Genomic DNA, 18,361 nt, shown 5'->3' on the forward strand with positions numbered 1-18,361 from the left:
GTCTTGAGCAGCCCTCAACCTACCGGGCGGGGGATTCGGGGTCTGGTCACGCGATATTTGTCAGATTTCGTCAGGCGACCACCGCCGCTCTACTTCCTGAACACGCCACTTGATTACCAGGACGGCTTTCACAATCGACTCCGCCCACCTTTTTTGACCGGGGTTCCAACACGGTTGTCCGGTTCCTCTAGTAGCCAAGGTACCGCGAACCTGAACCGAGTAATTCGCGCAGCCGGTCGTGCGCGCGGGCCCGCAACATATAGACCGCCCCGGGTGAACGTCCGAGTTCCTGCGCCACTTCCTGGATACCACGCCCTTCAAGGTCGTACTGCTCCACCACCAGCCGGTACAGCCGCGGAAGGCGGACCAGGGCCGCGCGAAGGGCGACTTCGGCCTCCTGTTCGGCGATGTGTTGGCTCGCGGTTCGTTCCACCCCACCGATTTCGTCCATTAAAGACGCCATGGATTCCGACCTGTCATGGCCGACACGGCGCCGTGGGTCCGGCCGCTTGGCGCACTCCAGCGCGCGAATTGCGTCGCGCAGGTTGTTGTCAGCGAGGCGCGTCAACCAGGCGCGAAAGGTTTCGGTAGATTCTCCCCGCAACTGGTCCACCCGCAGGAACGCCTCCAGATACGTCACCTGCATGACGTCGGCCGCTTCGATCGCCGCCTGCCAAAGCGGGCTGATGGAAAGGCGCCGGCGCACCTCGGGCCCCACCTCTTCCAGGAGCTCCGCCAGGGCTTCATGATCACCACGGGCGGCACGCGCGACCCGCTCGTCCGGACTGATCCCCATGCGGCGCACTCCCGGAGGGTTGCAGTTGGCCCCGCAGCCCTTGGCCGAATTCACAACAGCCCTGACACCCGAATGCAAGCGTACCGCAGTCCAAGTGGCCGTCAATTGAGCAACAGTTCCCGACAGAACGCGACATGTATAACCATACGGCTTAGCGCTAGCCGTTCTTGCGGAATTGTGCGGACCTGTCGGCGCTACCGGTCCCAGTCTTCGCCTGCCCACGACCCAGGGGTACACTTTGTCATGAACAGGGTCAGGGGACGCCCCCGGCTCAGGGAAGGCCCATTTCCGGAGTTCGGTGGCATGGTGATGAACGTGGGGCGCGCTGGTCGAAGTCGGCGGGCTCCATTCAAAAGTCAGAAACTCCGCGGGGAGCTGACATGTTGATCAACTTGCAGGCCGCCTGGTTAGCGTTCTTCCTCGGGGCCGCTGGGGGGATTACCGCGGGCCTCTTTTTCCACCGTCCGGACTGGTTGGGTGGGTACGATTCGTGGCCGCGGCGTATGTTGCGGCTTGGACACATCTCCTTTTTCGGCCTGGGCCTGCTCAACCTGGCCTTCGCCCTCACGGCACGGACCCTTACACGCGACACCGGACTCGAGGCGGCCTCTGTGCTGCTGCTTGTGGGTCTCGCCACCATGCCGACAGTCTGCTACCTCTCGGCGTGGAAGATTCAGTGCCGCCACCTCTTCTTCATCCCGGCCTTGACCACGACCGTCGGACTCGGTCTGGTAACGTGGAGGATGCTGGTCTTATGAACATCGGCCTGTTCGCCATGAGCGGCATTCGCGCCTGCAACACCGAATTGCTCGAACTGGGGCTCACGCTGCCGGGCTTCGTCGAGCGCAGTAAGACCATTGCTTCACTCCCGAGTCTCGGCCTGCTCACGCTTGCCGGCATGACTCCAGCCCGCCATCGCACGCAGTATTATGAGGTGCCGGATGGGCGCGCTCTTTCCGCACTTCCCACCGGTCTGGATCTGGCTGCCATTTCAAGTTTCAGCGCCCAGATCGACGAGGCCTACACTTTGGCGCGACGCTTTCGCGCCCTCGGTGTACCCACGGTCCTTGGGGGACTGCATGTGACTGCCCGCCCCGACGAGGCCGCGGAACATGGTGACGTCGTCGTCACCGGCGAAGGCGAGGTCACCTGGCCTCAGATCGTGGCGGACGCCGAACACGGCCGCCTGCGCCCGCGCTACGACGCCGGCGCCGTGGCCTTCGACCTTGCGGATGCACCGCTACCGGCATTCGAACTGCTCGACCTGCCGCGGTACAACCGCCTTACGGTGCAGACGAGTCGGGGGTGCCCGCATGACTGCGACTTCTGCGCCAGCTCGATCCTGCTCACGCGGCGTTACAAGCAAAAACCGATCGCCCGGGTCCTCGCCGAAATCGACCGGATACGCGCGCTCTGGCCGCGACCCTTCATCGAGCTGGCCGACGACAACAGTTTTGTGCACCGCACCTATTGGAAGGAACTGCTGCCCTTGCTTGCCGACCGCGGCCTGCGCTGGTTCACCGAGACCGATATCTCTGTCGCCGAGGATGATGAGCTGCTGGGACTCATGCAGGCGGCCGGCTGTGTGCAGATCCTGATCGGACTCGAGAGCCCGACCGAAGACGGCCTTGGCGGGATTGAGCTGCGCAATGACTGGAAGCGCAAACGCTACCCACGCTACCGGGATGCGATCCGTGCCATCCAGTCGCGTGGCATCACGGTGAACGGGTGTTTTGTCCTCGGGCTCGACGGGCAGACGACGGACACGTTCGGTCAGGTCGCCGAGTTCGTGCGGGATACGGGTCTGTATGAAGTGCAGGTCACCCTCATGACGCCCTTTCCCGGTACGCCGCTGTACGCTCGCCTGGAGCAGGAAGGCCGCCTGCTCGAACCATCGAACTGGAAGAAGTGCACGCTCTTTGACATCAACTACCGCCCGCTGCGCATGTCGGTCGAAGAACTCGATGCGGGCTTCAAGAAGCTCGTCGTCGATCTCTACAGCGACGAGTTCACGACGTGGCGACGCAGCAACTTCAAACGCATGCTTCGGACCCGGGGGCGACCGCACAGAGCGCCGCTCGCCTGAGACCTGTCGCGCCACTAGTCTCAGCTCCAATGCATCCAAGGCGCAGTTACACGCGACCGCCGCTGGTCGCCAGGGAGACTTCACGATGGCCGTTCGCTTACCCCTGATCGCACTGCTCTTCGGCATCGCGGCAGTGTACGACGGAATCCTCGGCTTGGCCTTCCTGTTCGCGACCGGCACCGTCTATGACTATGCCGGCGTCACGCCGCCGAATCACCCGGGTTACGTCCAGTTTCCGGCGGCACTGCTGATTGTGTTCGCGCTCATGTTCAGCGCCATTGCCCGTGACCCGCTGCGCAACCTGAACCTGATCCCCTATGGCATCCTGCTGAAAACGGCCTTCTGCGGCGTGGTCTTTTTTCACTGGTTCACGACCGGAATCCCGTGGATGTGGAAGCCGTTTGCGCTGTTCGACCTGGTATTCCTGCTGCTGTTTGCGGGCGCCTACCGCGCTCTTCACGGCAAGAACACGCCGCTTTCCTGATGGCTGCAAATGGCCACCAGACCCGAAAGATCACACCACCTGTTCGATCGGCCCCAGCGCGCAATACAGACCCGCCGTGGTGAGTCTCTCACCATCAGCGGGTCTACCAGGTTCACAAGCACCCATCCACCCTACGACGCGACCAGCATCCGTTCTTCCAGCACGGCCCGCAGCTTGATCATGGCCTGATTCTGGATCTGCCGCACGCGCTCCTTGCTCACGCCGAGCAAGTCGCCCACCTGGTCCAGCGTCTTCCGCCTTCCCGCGGCACTTTCCTCGCTCTCGTCGAGCGAGAACCGGGCCGTCAGCACTTTGCGCTCGACCTGGCTCAGATCCGCCGAATTGTCGAACAGAATGCGCTTCAGCTCGTCGACACAGTCGTGCTCGATTTGGGAGCGGCGTTTTTCGAGGAAGTCACTTCGCTCCATCGCCGGGTCGTACGGCGTCGGAAACTGCGAGCGGTGCCGCGCCGCCTTCGTCCCGGCCCGCGCGAAGCTCGCCAGGATGGCCCGGCATGCGTAGGTGCTGAACTTGAAACCGCGAGCCGCATCAAACTTGTCGACACAGCGCAGCAGTGCGAGGTTACCCTCGCTCACCAGCTCACCCAGCTCGACCCCATTGTTCCGCGAGCGCCGCGCCATCGCCAGCACCAGCGAAGTGTTCGAACGCACGATGTCCGTGCGGGCGGCTTGCGTGACGGCATCCCACTTCAGCAGCTCCCGGGCCGCCGCCTTCGTCAGGCGCTGCCCCTTGAAGCGCCGCAGGATCAGCATGACCCGGTGTCGGGCGTAATTGAACTTCTGGAAGATGTACCGCTCCTGCGCGGCCGTCAGCACTTCGGTCAGGCCGGATTCGTTGACCACGCCGATACGCGGCTCATCTTCATGGATCACGGGCATCGTCGATCGCCGAAAGCTCGGGTGCCAGACGCACTCGATCACCTCGGACAAGCAGCGCTGCAGGCGTTGCAACTCGTCCTCCGAGAAACACCGAAGGGTCGCGGCGGCCGGTAGCTTCGCCGCCGGCGTCAGCTTCCGTACGATGGTTGTGGAGCGGGTCGCGAGCGTAGCCGTGTTGCCCTTCGTCATGATACCCTTCCATTCCTGCCAGACCGACACCGGGTGTCCTGCATCCCATCCCAGTCGGCCCGCAACGCCCGCGCCGACTGCCCGTGTCCTTCCTTTACGTACGAAACCTGCCTCCGGGTCGCCGTTTCCCTCAAAAACCACTTGCACGCGAGCCGCATTCCCGCAATGGTCCGCTGATTCGACGGGCGCGCCGTGTCCAAACAAGCTGTGGCCCTGTGACGTCGCTTGTGCTTGACAGCGACATTTGCCACCGACCGGCGCCGGGGTTTACCCTGGCCCTGCGGCCCAGTACTTACCGCACCATTTGAGTTCTGATTACAAGTGTACTGTGGATTGAGCCATACGCAAGATTTGCGGGCTGTCGGGTGTCGGATTTCGTCGCCCAAACAGCATTCTCAGGCAGGAGCATTGAAAACAACGCCCCATAATAAAGTGTATTGGAAGCACGATTACGCTGTTGCTCCCCTTTCGCGTTTGCCTTAACAAGTGAATTAGTTCAGATATTTTTGAAAGCACCACTTGAACCAGCCCATTCCCAGTACGACTCCACTACAGCCACCCGCCGTCATCTTTGACCTGGACGGAGTCCTGACCGACACGGCCGAACTCCACTATCGGAGTTGGATCCCGGTCGCCGCCGAACTCGGCGTCCCTTTTGACCGGACCGTCAACGACCGCCTCCGCGGCCTGGCTCGACCGGCCAGTTTGGCGATCCTCGCGGGCGACCACTTCGACACGCTCAGCACTACGGAGCGGCATCGACTGATGGACCAGAAGAATGCCGCCTATCTCGCTCTCGTCGACAAGTTGGGGCCGCAGGACGCGTTTCCCGGAGCTGCCACACTACTCTCCAACCTTCGCGCCGCCGGCGCGCGACTCGCGGTGGCATCCTCCAGTCGGAACGCCCGGCAGGTACTGGACCGGCTCGGTCTCCGGCCGCTGCTCGATACCGTGGTCGATGCGAACGAAGCGGAACGTTCAAAACCCGACCCCCAGGTGTTCCAGGCCGCCGCCACGGCCCTCGACGTACCTCCCTGCCATTGTGTGGTGGTTGAGGATGCTGCGGCGGGTGTGGCCGCCGGACGCGCCGCGGGCATGCGGGTTGTTGGTATCGGTCCACCTCAGCGTCTGACCGGCGCAGATCTCGTCGTCGCAACCATCGGGGATCTCCACCCTGAGCACGTGCTTGCGCTCGTCCGGCCGTAGCCCTGTCGTCGTTTGCCCTGGCGCGCGGATGATCTACACTCCGGTAACTCGGTAACGCCGCACGCAATTGCGGCGTGACGGGTTGGAGAAACCCTCGACGTGGTGTTCATCCTCGGCATTGACGAGGCCGGCTACGGCCCCCTGCTCGGCCCACTGGTGGTCGCAAGCACCCTTTGGGAGGCGGACACCCCAGAAGCAGACGGCTGGGAACGGCTCGCGGCCGCCGTCTCACAGAAGGCCGACCGTACGGCCGCGCGGCTCCACGTGGCCGACTCCAAGGAGGTCTTCGACCGCAAACGCGGACCCAGTGTGTTGGAGCGCAGCGTACTCGCCTTCACCCGTGCTGCCGGTCATCAGATTTCCAACGCAGCCGAATTGCTCCAGGAAGTCGCCAACTGGTCGCACTGTAGATCCGCACTACCGTGGTACGCTGAGCTCACCTCCCTGCCCCTGCCGCTTGACCCACACGGCTCGGCCTACGAGGGCATTGCCCAGCGCCTCGCGTCCACCATGGCCGCGGCTCATTACCGCTGCGTCGGGCTGCATGCCGCCGTCATGCCGGAGGACCACTACAACCGGCGCGTGGAGCAGACGGGTAACAAGGCCGCAATACTGCTGGAGAGCGTACTTCGGCTGATCGACCAAGCTGGGCGGTACGCCGGCGCAACACCGCTGTACATTCATGTCGACCGCCTGGGCGGACGGAGCGACTATCGGCGGGTGCTCATGCAGGCCTTCCCCGAACACCACCTCGCCGTGCTCGCCACCGGCGACGCCTGTAGTGCCTACCGACTGACGTGTGGTACCGCAGCGTGGACGATCGACTTCAGTGTCGGCGGCGAGAATCACCACCTGTCGATCGCATTGGCCAGCATGCTGGCGAAGTACCTCCGCGAATTGCTGATGACAAGGTTCAATGCGTACTGGAACCAGCACTTGCCGGAACTGCGCTCCACTGCCGGTTACTACACTGACGGCATGCGGTTCATCACAGAAATCCGCACCCTGGCCGCCGCGACCGGCCTGCCTGTCGAGCGGTTTGTGCGCTTGCGGTAGTTGACCCCTATGTGACAATGTCCACGGTGTGTCGTGCTTCCCTACGCACCGACATGCCCACGAGCGCAATGCCCCCGCGGATTGGAGACTGCATGCCTGGTTTCGCAATCGGTTCCTTGCGACGAAGGCGCGTATCGCACGGCGCGCTTTACACTGTACTGTTGCTTGCGGTCGATCTGCCTGTGGCCGCGTCGCAAGACTCCCAACCGCGCGTCTGGAGTCGCGCCGCCGCCCCCGCGCTGCTGCTGTACCGCAGCGACGATTTCACCGGTGCTTTTCAGGCGGCCGCCGCGCTGCGTAGCAGTGAAGCCAGCCACGCCGCGCGTTTCGATGGCGCGCTGCTTGAGGCCCTGGCACTGTTGCGCATGCCCGCCCGGGCCGACCGCGTCGAGGGACGCGCCCGGTTGTTCGAGCTTGCGGGTGAGGACCCGAGAGTACTGCAGGATGCGGAGTGTCAATTGTCGCTGGGCATCGCGCTCGCAGCGCTGGCCGAAACCGGTCCCGCGCTGGAATGGCTGTCGCTCGCGGCCGAGGGCTTCGAACACGCAGCACAGACGACCCGGCTCGGGGCCGCCCTGCTGGCGCTGGCCGAGACCTGGTCCTTGCACAATGAATGGCACGAGACACCGCCACGCTTCGCCCTTCGGCCTCCGGCCAGCTCCGCCGCGGCCGACGCCCTGCGCCGCGCGCAGCTTGCACTTATTGGCCAACGTCTGCGGTCCCTGCCGGGGCTGGCCGAGACGGTCGTACAGTTCGATCTCGTCCTGGCCGAGTATTACTTTTCCCAGGGGACCGTCGCTGAAGCCGAACACCTGCTCCAACAGCACGCCAGCGCCGACCCGCCGACTCCGGCCAGCGCCCGCGCCGCGTTGTGCCTGGCACAACATTTCGTCAAGACGGATCGCGTGGCGGAAGCCCTGACACTCTATGGTTGGTTGTCTCGCAACGCCCCGCCCGAGGCGGGTCGTGCAGCGGACCGCCAGATTCACCAGCTTGCACGGCCGGCGGTGGCACTGCACATCCCGCCCGACGTCCTGCCCGGCGAGCCCGTCTACCCCGTCGTGCGGGCGCGTGGTTGCCATACCCTCACGCTCGAAGTGCGGCAGTTTGATCTCGCCACTTGGCTCGCAGATCCGCAGCAGCGCGGTGACGAGAGCACCCTGCCGACGGCGGGCTCGCTGGCTTACCACTGGTCGCACACCGTGCCGGATGCGGCTCCGTACCGCTGGTTCGAACTTGGCAGCGGGGATGATTCGCCCCACTTCACGCTTTCGCGGGGCGCTTACGTGATCGCACTTACCGGCACCGACGGCGCCGGCCGCCCCGTAGAAATCAAGCGCCTACTCATTGCCACGCCCCTGCGGCCCCTCGCCCTCACTGGCGCGCGCCACCTGCTGTTCTGGGCACCCCCCTCCGGTCAATCGAGCACAACTCCGACGCCGCTCGAGCTGCGCTTCTGGCTGCAACGGTCGCTTTTCCCTACCGAGTACAGCACCGCCGGAGAATCTTTGCGTATGCCGATTCCCGGCGACGCCGGCGTGCTCACCGACAAGCGCTGGCTGGCACTGCTCCAGCGCGGCACAGACATTGCGCTTTTGCGGGGCACTCTTGACCGCCAACGTGTCTCCGGCTCACCCGTGCCCTACGCAGCGCTCGCCTCCGCGCCAGGCGTGGTGTCGGCGGACGGACGACTGCGCCTCGCAGGGCAATTGCTCCCTCCGCTCGGTCATGCGGAACTGCCAGACCTGCAACTCGACCTGATCGCCACCAACGCGCTGGATGACATCGTGCTGGATCTCCCGCTCCTGGCAGAGCCCGACGGCATCTTCCAGTTCGATCTCCCGGTCGACGCGGAATGGGAGCGCTCGCACCTGCGCTTCACCCTGCGCCAGGATGGCCGTGTCCTGCCGAACCCCCTGGGGCGCGTCACCGCGGCCGTTGCCACTTCGCACGAATCCCCCTTGCGCGTGCGCATCTCTACCCCTCCACACTCCGCAGGATTCCTGACACCGCTCAAGGGCACGATGACGGCCGCCTATGCCTGGGGCACGCCCGCGGCCCACCTCCGAATGGATGTGCAAGTGCATGCCCTGCATCTGCCCGAGAGCGGCCCGCCGAATCCGGGGCTGGTCGCTGCCGTCCTGCGCCAGGCGGATTGGGGCGATGCCCGTGGTCGACTACCGTTCGAGTTCTCGCCGGAGGCCCTGCGGGCGGCGGAACCGGAGTTCGGCAGTTACCTTACCCCGGTCGCCTACAGTCTCCGGGCCAGTGCGAACGACTGGTCCGGCCACCAAAACACCTGGTCCACCCATGCCGTGCATGGCGGTGATCCGAATGGCCATGCCTGGTTGTTGAGGGTGCCCACCGATCACCCGCCGCGGCAGCACTTCATCGTCGGCTGGTTCAGCGTTGATCCAGTTGTTCGTCAAGATCCGGCTGCTGTCACGATCACACTGGACAATGCAGTCGTTGCAACTCTGCCACTGCGACCGCATGAAGGCGGGCTCGCCACTGGTCCCTGGTCCCCGGCTGCACCTGGAAGCTATACCGCCAGCATGCGTATCGAGCGCGTGTCGGGACCGCCGCTCGTCGCGGAGGATACGTTTGAAGTCGCCCCTGCCGCACTCGCGACACCCGCTGCGCAGGCACCTCAGTTCAGCGCTGAGCGCACCTTCATCGATGGCGAATCAGCCGTACGGATTCGCATCCGTGGCGCCACGGTCGGCCCATGGCTCGTCGTTGTAGAGGACGGCGATCCGCTTGCGTTTGCAACGGTGTACACGCCCACCGGCGACGCTGACTTGTGGCTGCCTGTGGCGCACAACGCGTTGCGCCCCACTCGGTGCCTGTTCTTCACCGGCTTGGAGCGCCCATCCCTCGTGGCAACCGTGCGTTGTGAACCTTCCGCCGCGCACCGGCTTGAACTTCAGCTTCAACCGGCGAACGAACCCTGGCCCGGATCGGCCGTACAGATCCGCCTCACGCGGCCGGACGGCACGTTCCCCCCCGACGACACGCCCGTGTATGCCCGCCTCGATGACGGTCGACAGAGCGGTGCGGCGTACGGCTTCGTGGCGCCACACGAGCAACTCGTCCGGGCACAGTTAGAAATGGGTGGTCCCCATGAGGCCATCCTGCCTGCGGACGGGGCCGACACACAGCAAGTCGACCCCGAGCTGTTGCTCGACACGACCTTGCGAGAGACCTTCTTCGCGGGAACCCCGCTCTGGCACGAGATCACCCGCCTTAAGAATGGTTCAGCGAATCTGCATGTGCCAGAACCGCACTACCGCGGTCACTTCCGCCTGCAGGTTGTCGCGCTGGATCCGCTCGGCGGTGCGAGTGTGGCGGAAGCGCTGCTGGCCACACCTGGACGCGTACACCTCGAACTAGCGCTGCCGACTCCGCTGACGGTTGGCGATCGGGCTCTCGGCACCATGGAGATCCTGAACGAACGTTCGGACGCCATCAAGTCCACCAGTACGATCACAACCCCGCCGGGCTTGCGGATCGACGCCTACCGCGTGGCGGACGAACCTTGGGTTACTGTCGAGCGTGCCCCCCTTGTGATCCCATTGCAGTTAGCTGCGTCTTCCGAGGCGCGCGTGCTGCTGCGTTTCGTCGCAGAAGCTGCGACCGAGGGTGACGTGAGCGCCTCCGTCTACACCGGGGCCGACACCTCAGGCGAATTGCTGGCCACAGCACAGGCCGCCGCCGTCGCTGTTCTCCCGGAGGCGGTTCCGACACCTGACACGGCTGCGGTTACCGTTTTTCGGACCATCATCGTCCGTACGCCACAGACGAATGGGGGCGGCACAGGCCACCGCACCGACGATGATTTCGGTACGCGGCTCGAGCAGCCCTTGGGGTCGAGCACTCCCCGCGTTTGGCGACAGGAGACCTGGCGCCCCGGCATGGTTCTGCGACCGGGGCAGTTGCTGCATGTGATCGAGCAGGTCGATGCCGCGGCGATCACCGGTGAACTCCGCTGGCGCCAGCGGGTGCCCGCAACCTGTCAGCCCGCGTCGTTCCTGCCCGCCGGCGGCCGTTCGAATTGGCAACGTGGCCCTGACGATGGCGATGCCTTGACTTTTGTCGTGCGCCCCGGCCCAAGTCACAATTACGAGTGGGAGTATGTTCTCGCGGTGGTACGGCCGGGGGACTGTGCCTTGCCGACACCCGCCGGCACGAACGACAACGGTACGTTCCAGGTACGAACGGACCCCGGCGATTTGCGATTGCTCGTTGAGGAAGTTCCGTAGCCCGTCCGAAGGGGAGTGCGAACCCCGCTCAGGCGTGAGCCGCGAATACCCCTCACGAATCAAGGCGATTCACTGACGGAATTTCGTCGACCTGCGGATCCCGTATCGCTGCGGGAACTTTTTCGGCGTCCCAGCGTCAGTTACACGGTGGCATGTTATTGCGTCCCGATCCTCGGCGGGCTAGACTCCGCCCAAACCGGCGAACCGGTGGGAGCCACACAAGGTACGCCCAAAATCGGCCTCATACGTTTCATCCATCCCGACCGGTTGTGTGTGGCTCGGTGTGTGTGGATGGTCGCCTGGAGCAAGCGCCTGGAGGTGCCCGGGTGACGGGCTGGCCGCACGACTGCGGCCGGTACCTGCAACGTAAGGAGATCCAGATGTCAGAGGTGGTGCGCTTCTGGAAGGTCGCCGTGCTGGTCGCGGCGGTGGCCGTCGTCCCGTTGGCCGCAGCCGCGGACGATGGCGAACAGTTGCAGGTCGCGCTCGACCTGTTCGAGAAACAAGAGTATACGGCGGCTCAGGAGGTCGCTCTGACCGTGCAGCGGGAAGAGCTCTCCGCGGAGGCCCAGCAGAAGCTGGAGAACCTCTTGCAGGAGCTCCCCTTGGCGATTCAGGGCGCTGAAAAAGCCGCTCAGGATCTCGCGGCTGCGGATGCGGCTTACGAGGCCGGAGAGTGGGCGGCCGCGCTCGCGCTGTATGAGAGCGTCCGGGCTAACCGCTATGCGCCCCGGAGCCAAAGCGAGCACATCGAGGTGCAGGCCGCACGCATCACCGAAAAGCAGCGCCTGGCCGACGCTGCAAAGCCAACCGGCACTTTGGAACCCCCGGCACCGGTGGATGAACCGGCGGATGAGCCCGTCACTCCCGCAGATGATGCACCGATCGCCGACGTCGTGCCGCCCACCCTCTCACCGCCGGATGCCCCACGCCCGCTCTCAACTCCCGCAGACGAAATGCGTTTGCGCAACGATCTGCTCTGGCAACGGGCGGTGGCGGCAGCCGAGCGTGAAGCAGCGAACGCCCGCACGGCCATGGCCGGGAAGGACTTCGAATCCGCCCGGCGGCATGTTGTTACGGCCTTGCAGGCCATCGAGCAAAGCGCTCGCTATGCCGATCCACTCTCGAAGTACGAAGACGCCCGCGCTGCCATTGTGGCCCTGCGCGACGAGGTCGATCGCAGCGCCCGCCAGTTCCAGCAGGAACAGAACGTCCAGACCCAGGAAGAAGTCGCAGAGCGTGTGCGGATTCGGGCCGAGGCCCAACGGCGTGCCCGCGACGAAAAGGTCGCCCAGTTGCTGACCTCGGCCGAGCAGCTCCGCGCCGAGCGCCGCTTCGACGAGGCGGCCGACGTACTGCGGCAGGTGCTCGTCATCGATCCGACCAGCATCGAAGCGCAGATGCAGCTCAAGTGGGCTGAGACCCTGGCTTCGGTCGCCCGTCAGGACCGCTGGCAGCGGGATCTCGGACGGCAGCAGCCCCTCGGCCCTCCAGACCGCGGAAGACGCCCTCATTCCATGGGATGTCGATGTCATGTACCCGAGCAACTGGCTCGCGCTTTCCGCGCGGCGTGACGCTCTCGGCGTCAGCACCGGCCAGGACCTCGAAGATGTCGAGCTGAATCGCCAACTCGACCTTCAGTTGCCGGAGGTACGCTTCGCCGAGACGCCTTTTGAGCAGGTGATGGACTTCCTGGGCGAGCTCACCAAGGTCAACCTCGTCGTCGAGTGGCAGGACCTAGTTGACGCCGGCATCGAACGCGATGCGCCAATCACTCTTCAGCTCAGCAACGTGTCTTTCCGCCAGGTGCTGCGGCAGGTTCTTTCGCAGGTCGGTCGCGATACCCCGGTGGCTTTCACCGTGGCCGACGGCCTCTTGCGGATTGCCACAAAGGAAAAACTCGACCGCGACAAGCTCGTGCTGATCTACGACATTCGCGATCTGCTTGTGCGTCTTCCGCGTGCCCGACAGGATCAGGGTTTCGACGTGACCCAGGGTCTCGGCCAGGGCGGCGGCGGTGGCGGCGGCGGTGGCATGTTCGGCCAGGGCAACCAGCAGCAGGACCAGGGTCAGGATGACCAGGATCCATACGGCGGCGGCCCGGGTGGGGCTCTCGTTCAGCAAATCATGGACATCATCCGGCAGACCGTTGAGCCGGATTCCTGGCGCGAAACCGGTGGCGGCGATGGTTCCATCCGCGACCTCAGCGGCCAGTTGATCGTTTACAATACATCGGATGCCCATCGCCAGGTTGCGGACTTGCTCTCGCAGCTACGGGCCTCAAGGGCCTTGCAGGTCAGCGTCGAGACACGCTTCCTGAACGTCGTCGCCAACTTCCTCGAGGAGTTCGGTGTCGATCTTGACTTCGTCTTCAACCAGGGCAGCGCGGGCTTTGACCCGGCCATCGGACCCACCGGCGGGGTGATCACCGATCCCGCCACGGGCGCCGTCACCCTGATCCCGCGCGGATTCTCACGCTCGGGCGTGATTCCGGCCGTGCCCAACTTCGGCGTGCCGCTCAACATCGGCACCATTCCCCAGCAGCCCTACGGGCAGGCCGGTTTTGTACCCACCGGCACCGGCATCCTGCCGCAAATCAGCTCCATGACGCCGATCACGGCGCAGCAGAATTCGCTCGCGCTGGTGACGCCGACCATCGGCACCGGCGTACCGGGCTCCTTTGCTTCGGCCGCTGCCCTGTCCCCGGCCCTGAGCATTGCGGGCTCCTTCCTTGACAACCTCCAGGTGGACTTCCTGATCCGCGCTACGCAGGCCAATCAACGCTCCAGCATCGTGCAGGCCCCCCGCCTCGTGCTCTTTAACGGCCAGGCCTCTACCATTGCCGTTGGTCGAAGTCGCTCGTACGTCGCGAGTCTGCGGCCGAGTCTGGCCGAAGGTGCGGTCGGTTTCGAGCCGGAAATTGAAGAAGCCGAAGCGGGCGTGTCGATCTGGGTCGAGGCGATCATCAGCGCGGACCGCAAGTACGTGACACTTTCGCTCCGCGTGCAGCAGCGCGATGAGCCGACGTTTGAACGGTTTGAAGTGCAGCGCGCCAGTGGTAACTCCCCTGGGGCGTTCATCCTGCTGCCCGAAACGTCTTTCGCTGTCGTCCAAACGACCGTGTCGATTCCCGACGGAGGTACCGTGCTGCTGGGCGGGCTGAAGCAGGTCGGTGAGGTCGAAGTCGATGCCGGTGTACCTATTCTGAGCAAGATCCCCGTGCTGAAGCGTGCCTTTTCAAACCAGACGCTGGTCAAGGACACGCGCACCCTGTTGATCCTGGTGAAGTCGAAGATCATCATCCAGCAGGAGGCCGAGGACGACGCCTTCCCGACGCTGACGCGGGCGCCCCTGTAAAACCGTCCGCTAGCCGATTTGAGGAGTTGCGGATGCACGCCCGTTGCCGGTTTCGGCAGCGGGCGTGTGCTTTTCGCCTGCGACCCGTCATGGGCCCGCGCTCCCAACGGAGTTGACATGAGTTCCGGCCTGCTGTTCGTCGTTCTCGGTGCGGGCGCTTTACTCCCCAGTCCCCCGGACACAATCCCCTCCACGGCGGCTGCAACACCACCGGCCACACTTCGGCCATTCCAGCCGGGTGTGTGGATTGACTGGACGGCGCAGACCGTTGAGGTTGAGACGCGGGTCGTGCTCCGTTCCGGACCGCTCGAATTCTTCGCCTGCTGGCCGGGCAAGGAGCACGAGAGCATCCTGCGGTTCGAGGCGGCCGCGCTGCACGTCTTTCTCGCCCTCGGACTGGTCGGTTTGGAACCGGGCAATCCGCCCCGCTGGAACGAGGCCGCCGGACGCTTCGACGATCCCTCTGGTGCGCGCCTCGACCTCCTCGTAAGGTGGCAGGCCGATGGCGTGGAGCACGAGGCCGATGCCTACGAATGGCTGCGCGCCGTGGAGTACGGGCGCACACCGCTTCCGCGTCCTTGGATTTTCGCCGGTTCCTTGCGGCTTTCGGACGGCGACCTCGCGGCGCAGCGCAGCGGCGTCGGGATTGCCTTGGTGGATTTCCCCGACAGCTTGATCGCCTACTCGCGCCGCTTCCCCAGTCGCTACGGCGCCCTATGGGCAGAGGTGCATACACCCGCGGTCCCACCGGAGGGTACCCCGGTGCGGTTGCGCATCCGCGCTGCAGCGGCACTGCACCCCGCGGTGGAGCTCGACGCGCTCGGCGATGCGCATCTGGAGGGTCGTTACTGCCCACCCGAGGACCTGCTCGACATCCTGCGACACACACACGCGCAGAATTCAATCGCACCCCTCAGCATCCGAACACGCGGCACCTTGCGATCGGATGTCGAATTGTGGCGCGTGCGGCTGAAGAGCGCGGGCCTGCCGTCCGATTGGGTGCGGTTCGTGGCGGTGGAGCCTGGCGGCGTGTGACTGCGGGCATGCGAGCACAAGACCGGAGCGGACGATCGTCTCGCACCCCTCTCACATGGTCACTGACCTGCGACCAGTTCATCGCCGGCAGTTCGCAAACGACTCCCCCACCTCACTTACGTTCGATTCCGCTACACCCCGCCTTCGCTGCCAGACTCCCGCCGCGAGCCGCGCTTGAGCGCCCTCAGCTTTAGCAGGTTCTGCACGCGATCCAGGAGTTCGATCTTGTTGACTGGCTTGCTCAGGTAATCGTCGGCCCCGCACTCGCGTGCCCGTTCCAGATCGCCCACCTCGTTCAGTGCCGTTACCATGATTACCGCGATGTCGCGGTAACGCGGATCATCCTTCAACAACCGGCAAACCTCGAAGCCACTCCGTTTCGGCATCATGATGTCCAGCAGAATCAGGTCCGGGGGGCTCTGCTCCACCGCTGCCAGGGCTGCCTCCCCGTCCCCGGCCACCTGCACCTCCAGTCCGAGCGGTTCCAGGTAGGCCTCGAGCAATTCGAGGATCTGTGGGTTGTCGTCGGCGATCAGTACCTTGTCGCGACCGGTGGCTGGCTGCATCTGTTCACTCCCATGCTGGAGGAAACAGGGAGTTTCCCGCGCCCCGGCCGGGATTGCAAACCGCGCGTTCAGCAGCCGACGGGCGGACGGACCGCTCGGCCGTCCCCCCGCCCAGGGGTATCCGACGTGGACACCCGGACAGTTGGGCCGGGGTTTACGTGGCGGGCGAATCCGTTATACTTGCTGGACTCGGCCTAGACCGTCACGCGCCCGCGTTGCGCTGGCGGCGAGGGATTCACAAAACGACCGCCCCGATCGCCACGATATGGCCAAAGCAGAAGACCGCGACAATCCGACCGCCGCCCCCACCGTCAGCGAGGGCGATAAATCCAAAGCCCGGCAGTGGTTCAAGCGGGCCGGTGAGCTCCGGGAAAAGCGTAACTACGATTACGCCATCGAGTGTTATCTCATTGGCCTGTGGTTCTGGTCCGAAGCGGTGGAAGAGGGCCACATGCCGCTGCGTTCGCTGTCCGTGCAGCGGGCACAGGCGGGTGGCAAGAAGCCCTCATTCATGGACAGTATGAAATCCTCGATGTCTGGTCGCGATGCGGTCAAGGCCCTGTTGAATGCCGAGAAACTCCTGAGCATGGACCCTTTCAACGGCACCTACGCCGAGGGCCTGCTCAAGAATGCGGTCAAAGCGGGCCTCATCGAAACCGCCAAGTTCGCGGCCCCCGTGGTCTTCGAAGCCCTTCGCAAGGAGAAGAAGCCCAACAAGGCCAAGTTCAAGACCTTCCGCGACGTGCTCGTCGAGGCCGCGGCCCTCGCCAGCAGCCGCGGCGACAATCCGAGCGAAACTTTTTTGTTGACGCAGGCCGTCGAAGCACTGGAATACCTGATCGCCCGGACACCGGCCGATGAAGAGCTGCGCGGTGAACAGCGCGAGCTGGCGGGGAAGCTGGCGATCGCCCGCGGTAAGTACGAGGGCGCCGATACGTTTCGTGAATCACTCCGCGACGCTGACTCGCAGAAGCTCTTGCACGATCAGGACCGTAGCCAACAGGCCGATGAGACGCTCGCCTCAGTGGTGGACACCCGCCGGAAGGAGTGGGAAGCCGATCCGACCTCGGTTCCGCGGCTCAACGCCTTCGTCGATACGCTGGTGCGATCGGAGCGGAAGAAGTACGAAGATGAGGCCGTCTCCGTATTGCTCAAGCAGTACGAAGAAAGCCGCAACTACGCGCACAAGTTCAAGGCCGACGATATTCGCCTGCGGCAGTTGACGCGGCAGGTCCGCACATTACGGGACCGGGCGAGATCGTCCGGCCATGAAGATGATGCTCAGCAGGCCCGGCTTGCGGCTCTCGAGCAGCGCGAAACGGCCCTGGAAGTCTTCGAAGAACGCGTCCGCGAGTATCCAACTGACCTGCGGCTCAAGTACCAGCTCGGACGGACACTGTTCGAGGCCGAGCGCTTCGACGAAGCGATTCCCATGCTGCAAGCAGCGCAGGCCGACCCCCGGGCACGGCACAAGTGCCAGCTCTACATGGGACAGGCGTTCCTGGCCAAGGACAATGCCCAGCAGGCCCGTGACGTACTGCGCGAGGCCGCGGATGCCTACGAGTTGACGGACGACCACAGCAAAGAACTGCTCTATTGGCTTGGCCGGGCGTGTGAAGCGGCCGGAGATGTGGCCGGTGCCAAAGACGCGTTCGGAAAACTGCTGCGGCAGGATTACAATTTCATGGACGGCGACGCCCGCAAGCGTCTGGAAACACTCAACAAGAGTAACTAAACGACCCCCCAGCGAGGTAAATCTGTGGCTCATTCCCTTTCCGCCAAGAAGCGCATCCGGCAGAACAGCAAGCGCCGCGCCATTAACCGGGCCCGCCGCAGTACCGTGCGGTCCAAGCTGCGCGACTGCCAGGAACAGGTCCTGCACGGTACCGTCGATGCGGCCGAAAAAGCGATCCGCGCGGCCTGCCTGGTTCTCGATCGCGAGGGCTCCCGTAATACGGTGCACCGGAATGCCGCCGCTCGCCGCAAGAGTCGCCTCATGCGCAAGCTGAATGAACTGAAGCAGCGGGCGGCCGCAGCCCCCTCGGCCTAGCGCCGGATCGGGTCGTTACGCGGTGGGCAGTAGATACGCCCCTCCCTTGCAGGGAGGGGGCGGGGGGGCAGTTACCTGATGAATGCCCATCTCCCGCCTTTCCCCCCCTATTCGAGTGGGGTATGGGGATCTCTTCCCGTGGTGCCTCGGTGCAGTTGAGTTTCGCTCAACCAGATGCCGATTGCGCCCATCCTGGCTCCACCCCTTCCTTACCTGCGCGGCATTCCAAGTGGGCGGGTTCTCAGACACTGCCACAATAGACCGTTGAGCCAGACACCGGGTGGGGATACACTCGGTTTCGTGATAGCATCTGTCAGCGTCGCTCCGGCGATGGTTGTGCGGCTCCGGGAGCCGTCCCTCTCGACGATCACGGTT

Annotated in this window: 14 protein-coding genes; 11 read left to right on the forward strand and 3 right to left on the reverse strand. The window is 64.5% G+C overall.

Annotated features, from left to right (window positions below):
• Window positions 1–187: 187 nt before the first annotated feature.
• Window positions 188–796: a sigma-70 family RNA polymerase sigma factor gene (locus IPM18_01260; protein MBK9118219.1), complete on the reverse strand. Its 609-nt coding sequence runs from the start codon at window positions 794–796 to the stop codon at window positions 188–190.
• 380 nt (window positions 797–1,176) lie between these two features.
• On the opposite strand from IPM18_01260, the gene IPM18_01265 reads away from it, so the two are divergent.
• The 3 genes from IPM18_01265 to IPM18_01275 all read left to right on the forward strand — a co-directional run bounded on the left by IPM18_01265 (window position 1,177) and on the right by IPM18_01275 (window position 3,366).
• Complete coding sequence (locus IPM18_01265) at window positions 1,177–1,554, forward strand: hypothetical protein (protein MBK9118220.1); 378 nt, start codon at window positions 1,177–1,179, stop codon at window positions 1,552–1,554.
• On the forward strand, window positions 1,551–2,882 hold the full coding sequence (locus IPM18_01270) for a B12-binding domain-containing radical SAM protein (GenBank protein MBK9118221.1): 1,332 nt from the start codon (window positions 1,551–1,553) through the stop codon (window positions 2,880–2,882). Before IPM18_01265 ends, IPM18_01270 begins: the two co-directional genes overlap by 4 nt.
• Window positions 2,883–2,967: 85 nt before the next feature.
• Window positions 2,968–3,366: a hypothetical protein gene (locus IPM18_01275; protein MBK9118222.1), complete on the forward strand. Its 399-nt coding sequence runs from the start codon at window positions 2,968–2,970 to the stop codon at window positions 3,364–3,366.
• A 131-nt stretch (window positions 3,367–3,497) separates the two neighbouring features.
• On the opposite strand, the gene IPM18_01280 is transcribed toward IPM18_01275, so the two are convergent.
• Entirely contained in the window at window positions 3,498–4,454 is a 957-nt protein-coding gene (locus IPM18_01280; GenBank protein ID MBK9118223.1) for a sigma-70 family RNA polymerase sigma factor, read from the reverse strand.
• Between the two features lie 519 nt (window positions 4,455–4,973).
• On the opposite strand from IPM18_01280, the gene pgmB reads away from it, so the two are divergent.
• From pgmB to IPM18_01310, 6 genes are all read left to right on the forward strand, one after another.
• A complete protein-coding gene (gene pgmB / locus IPM18_01285; GenBank protein MBK9118224.1) occupies window positions 4,974–5,660 on the forward strand; it encodes a beta-phosphoglucomutase in 687 nt (228 codons plus the stop codon).
• A 99-nt stretch (window positions 5,661–5,759) separates the two neighbouring features.
• Entirely contained in the window at window positions 5,760–6,716 is a 957-nt protein-coding gene (locus IPM18_01290; GenBank protein ID MBK9118225.1) for a hypothetical protein, read from the forward strand.
• A 92-nt stretch (window positions 6,717–6,808) separates the two neighbouring features.
• Window positions 6,809–10,978 (forward strand): hypothetical protein, encoded by a 4,170-nt coding sequence (locus IPM18_01295; protein ID MBK9118226.1) that lies wholly within the window; start codon window positions 6,809–6,811, stop codon window positions 10,976–10,978.
• Window positions 10,979–11,358: 380 nt separating this feature from the next.
• A complete protein-coding gene (locus IPM18_01300; GenBank protein MBK9118227.1) occupies window positions 11,359–12,552 on the forward strand; it encodes a hypothetical protein in 1,194 nt (397 codons plus the stop codon).
• Window positions 12,512–14,335: a hypothetical protein gene (locus IPM18_01305; GenBank protein ID MBK9118228.1), complete on the forward strand. Its 1,824-nt coding sequence runs from the start codon at window positions 12,512–12,514 to the stop codon at window positions 14,333–14,335. Before IPM18_01300 ends, IPM18_01305 begins: the two co-directional genes overlap by 41 nt.
• 117 nt (window positions 14,336–14,452) lie before the next feature.
• A complete protein-coding gene (locus IPM18_01310; protein MBK9118229.1) occupies window positions 14,453–15,370 on the forward strand; it encodes a hypothetical protein in 918 nt (305 codons plus the stop codon).
• 131 nt (window positions 15,371–15,501) lie between these two features.
• Here IPM18_01310 and IPM18_01315 read toward each other — a convergent pair whose 3' ends face one another.
• Window positions 15,502–15,936, reverse strand: a complete 435-nt coding sequence (locus IPM18_01315) for a response regulator (protein ID MBK9118230.1) — start codon at window positions 15,934–15,936, stop codon at window positions 15,502–15,504.
• 265 nt (window positions 15,937–16,201) lie between these two features.
• Between IPM18_01315 and IPM18_01320 the strand changes: the two genes are divergently transcribed.
• Together IPM18_01320 and rpsT are read left to right on the forward strand one after the other, a co-directional pair.
• Entirely contained in the window at window positions 16,202–17,671 is a 1,470-nt protein-coding gene (locus IPM18_01320) for a hypothetical protein (GenBank protein MBK9118231.1), read from the forward strand.
• 24 nt (window positions 17,672–17,695) lie between these two features.
• Entirely contained in the window at window positions 17,696–17,986 is a 291-nt protein-coding gene (gene rpsT, locus IPM18_01325; GenBank protein MBK9118232.1) for a 30S ribosomal protein S20, read from the forward strand.
• Window positions 17,987–18,361 lie beyond the last annotated feature (375 nt).

This window comes from Phycisphaerales bacterium, assembly GCA_016716475.1.
Classification (GTDB): domain Bacteria; phylum Planctomycetota; class Phycisphaerae; order UBA1845; family Fen-1342; genus JADJWG01.

Bases quoted from the DNA above. Each gene is read 5' to 3' on its own strand.
- IPM18_01310 (MBK9118229.1), top strand. From the start codon at position 14,453: ATGAGTTCCGGCCTGCTGTTCGTCGTTCTCGGTGCGGGCGCTTTACTC.
- IPM18_01305 (MBK9118228.1), top strand. From the start codon at position 12,512: ATGTACCCGAGCAACTGGCTCGCGCTTTCCGCGCGGCGTGACGCTCTC.
- IPM18_01320 (MBK9118231.1), top strand. From the start codon at position 16,202: ATGGCCAAAGCAGAAGACCGCGACAATCCGACCGCCGCCCCCACCGTC.
- IPM18_01260 (MBK9118219.1), bottom strand. From the start codon at position 796: ATGGGGATCAGTCCGGACGAGCGGGTCGCGCGTGCCGCCCGTGGTGAT.
- IPM18_01270 (MBK9118221.1), top strand. From the start codon at position 1,551: ATGAACATCGGCCTGTTCGCCATGAGCGGCATTCGCGCCTGCAACACC.
- IPM18_01280 (MBK9118223.1), bottom strand. From the start codon at position 4,454: ATGACGAAGGGCAACACGGCTACGCTCGCGACCCGCTCCACAACCATC.
- IPM18_01265 (MBK9118220.1), top strand. From the start codon at position 1,177: ATGTTGATCAACTTGCAGGCCGCCTGGTTAGCGTTCTTCCTCGGGGCC.
- IPM18_01295 (MBK9118226.1), top strand. From the start codon at position 6,809: ATGCCTGGTTTCGCAATCGGTTCCTTGCGACGAAGGCGCGTATCGCAC.
- IPM18_01275 (MBK9118222.1), top strand. From the start codon at position 2,968: ATGGCCGTTCGCTTACCCCTGATCGCACTGCTCTTCGGCATCGCGGCA.
- IPM18_01300 (MBK9118227.1), top strand. From the start codon at position 11,359: ATGTCAGAGGTGGTGCGCTTCTGGAAGGTCGCCGTGCTGGTCGCGGCG.
- IPM18_01315 (MBK9118230.1), bottom strand. From the start codon at position 15,936: ATGCAGCCAGCCACCGGTCGCGACAAGGTACTGATCGCCGACGACAAC.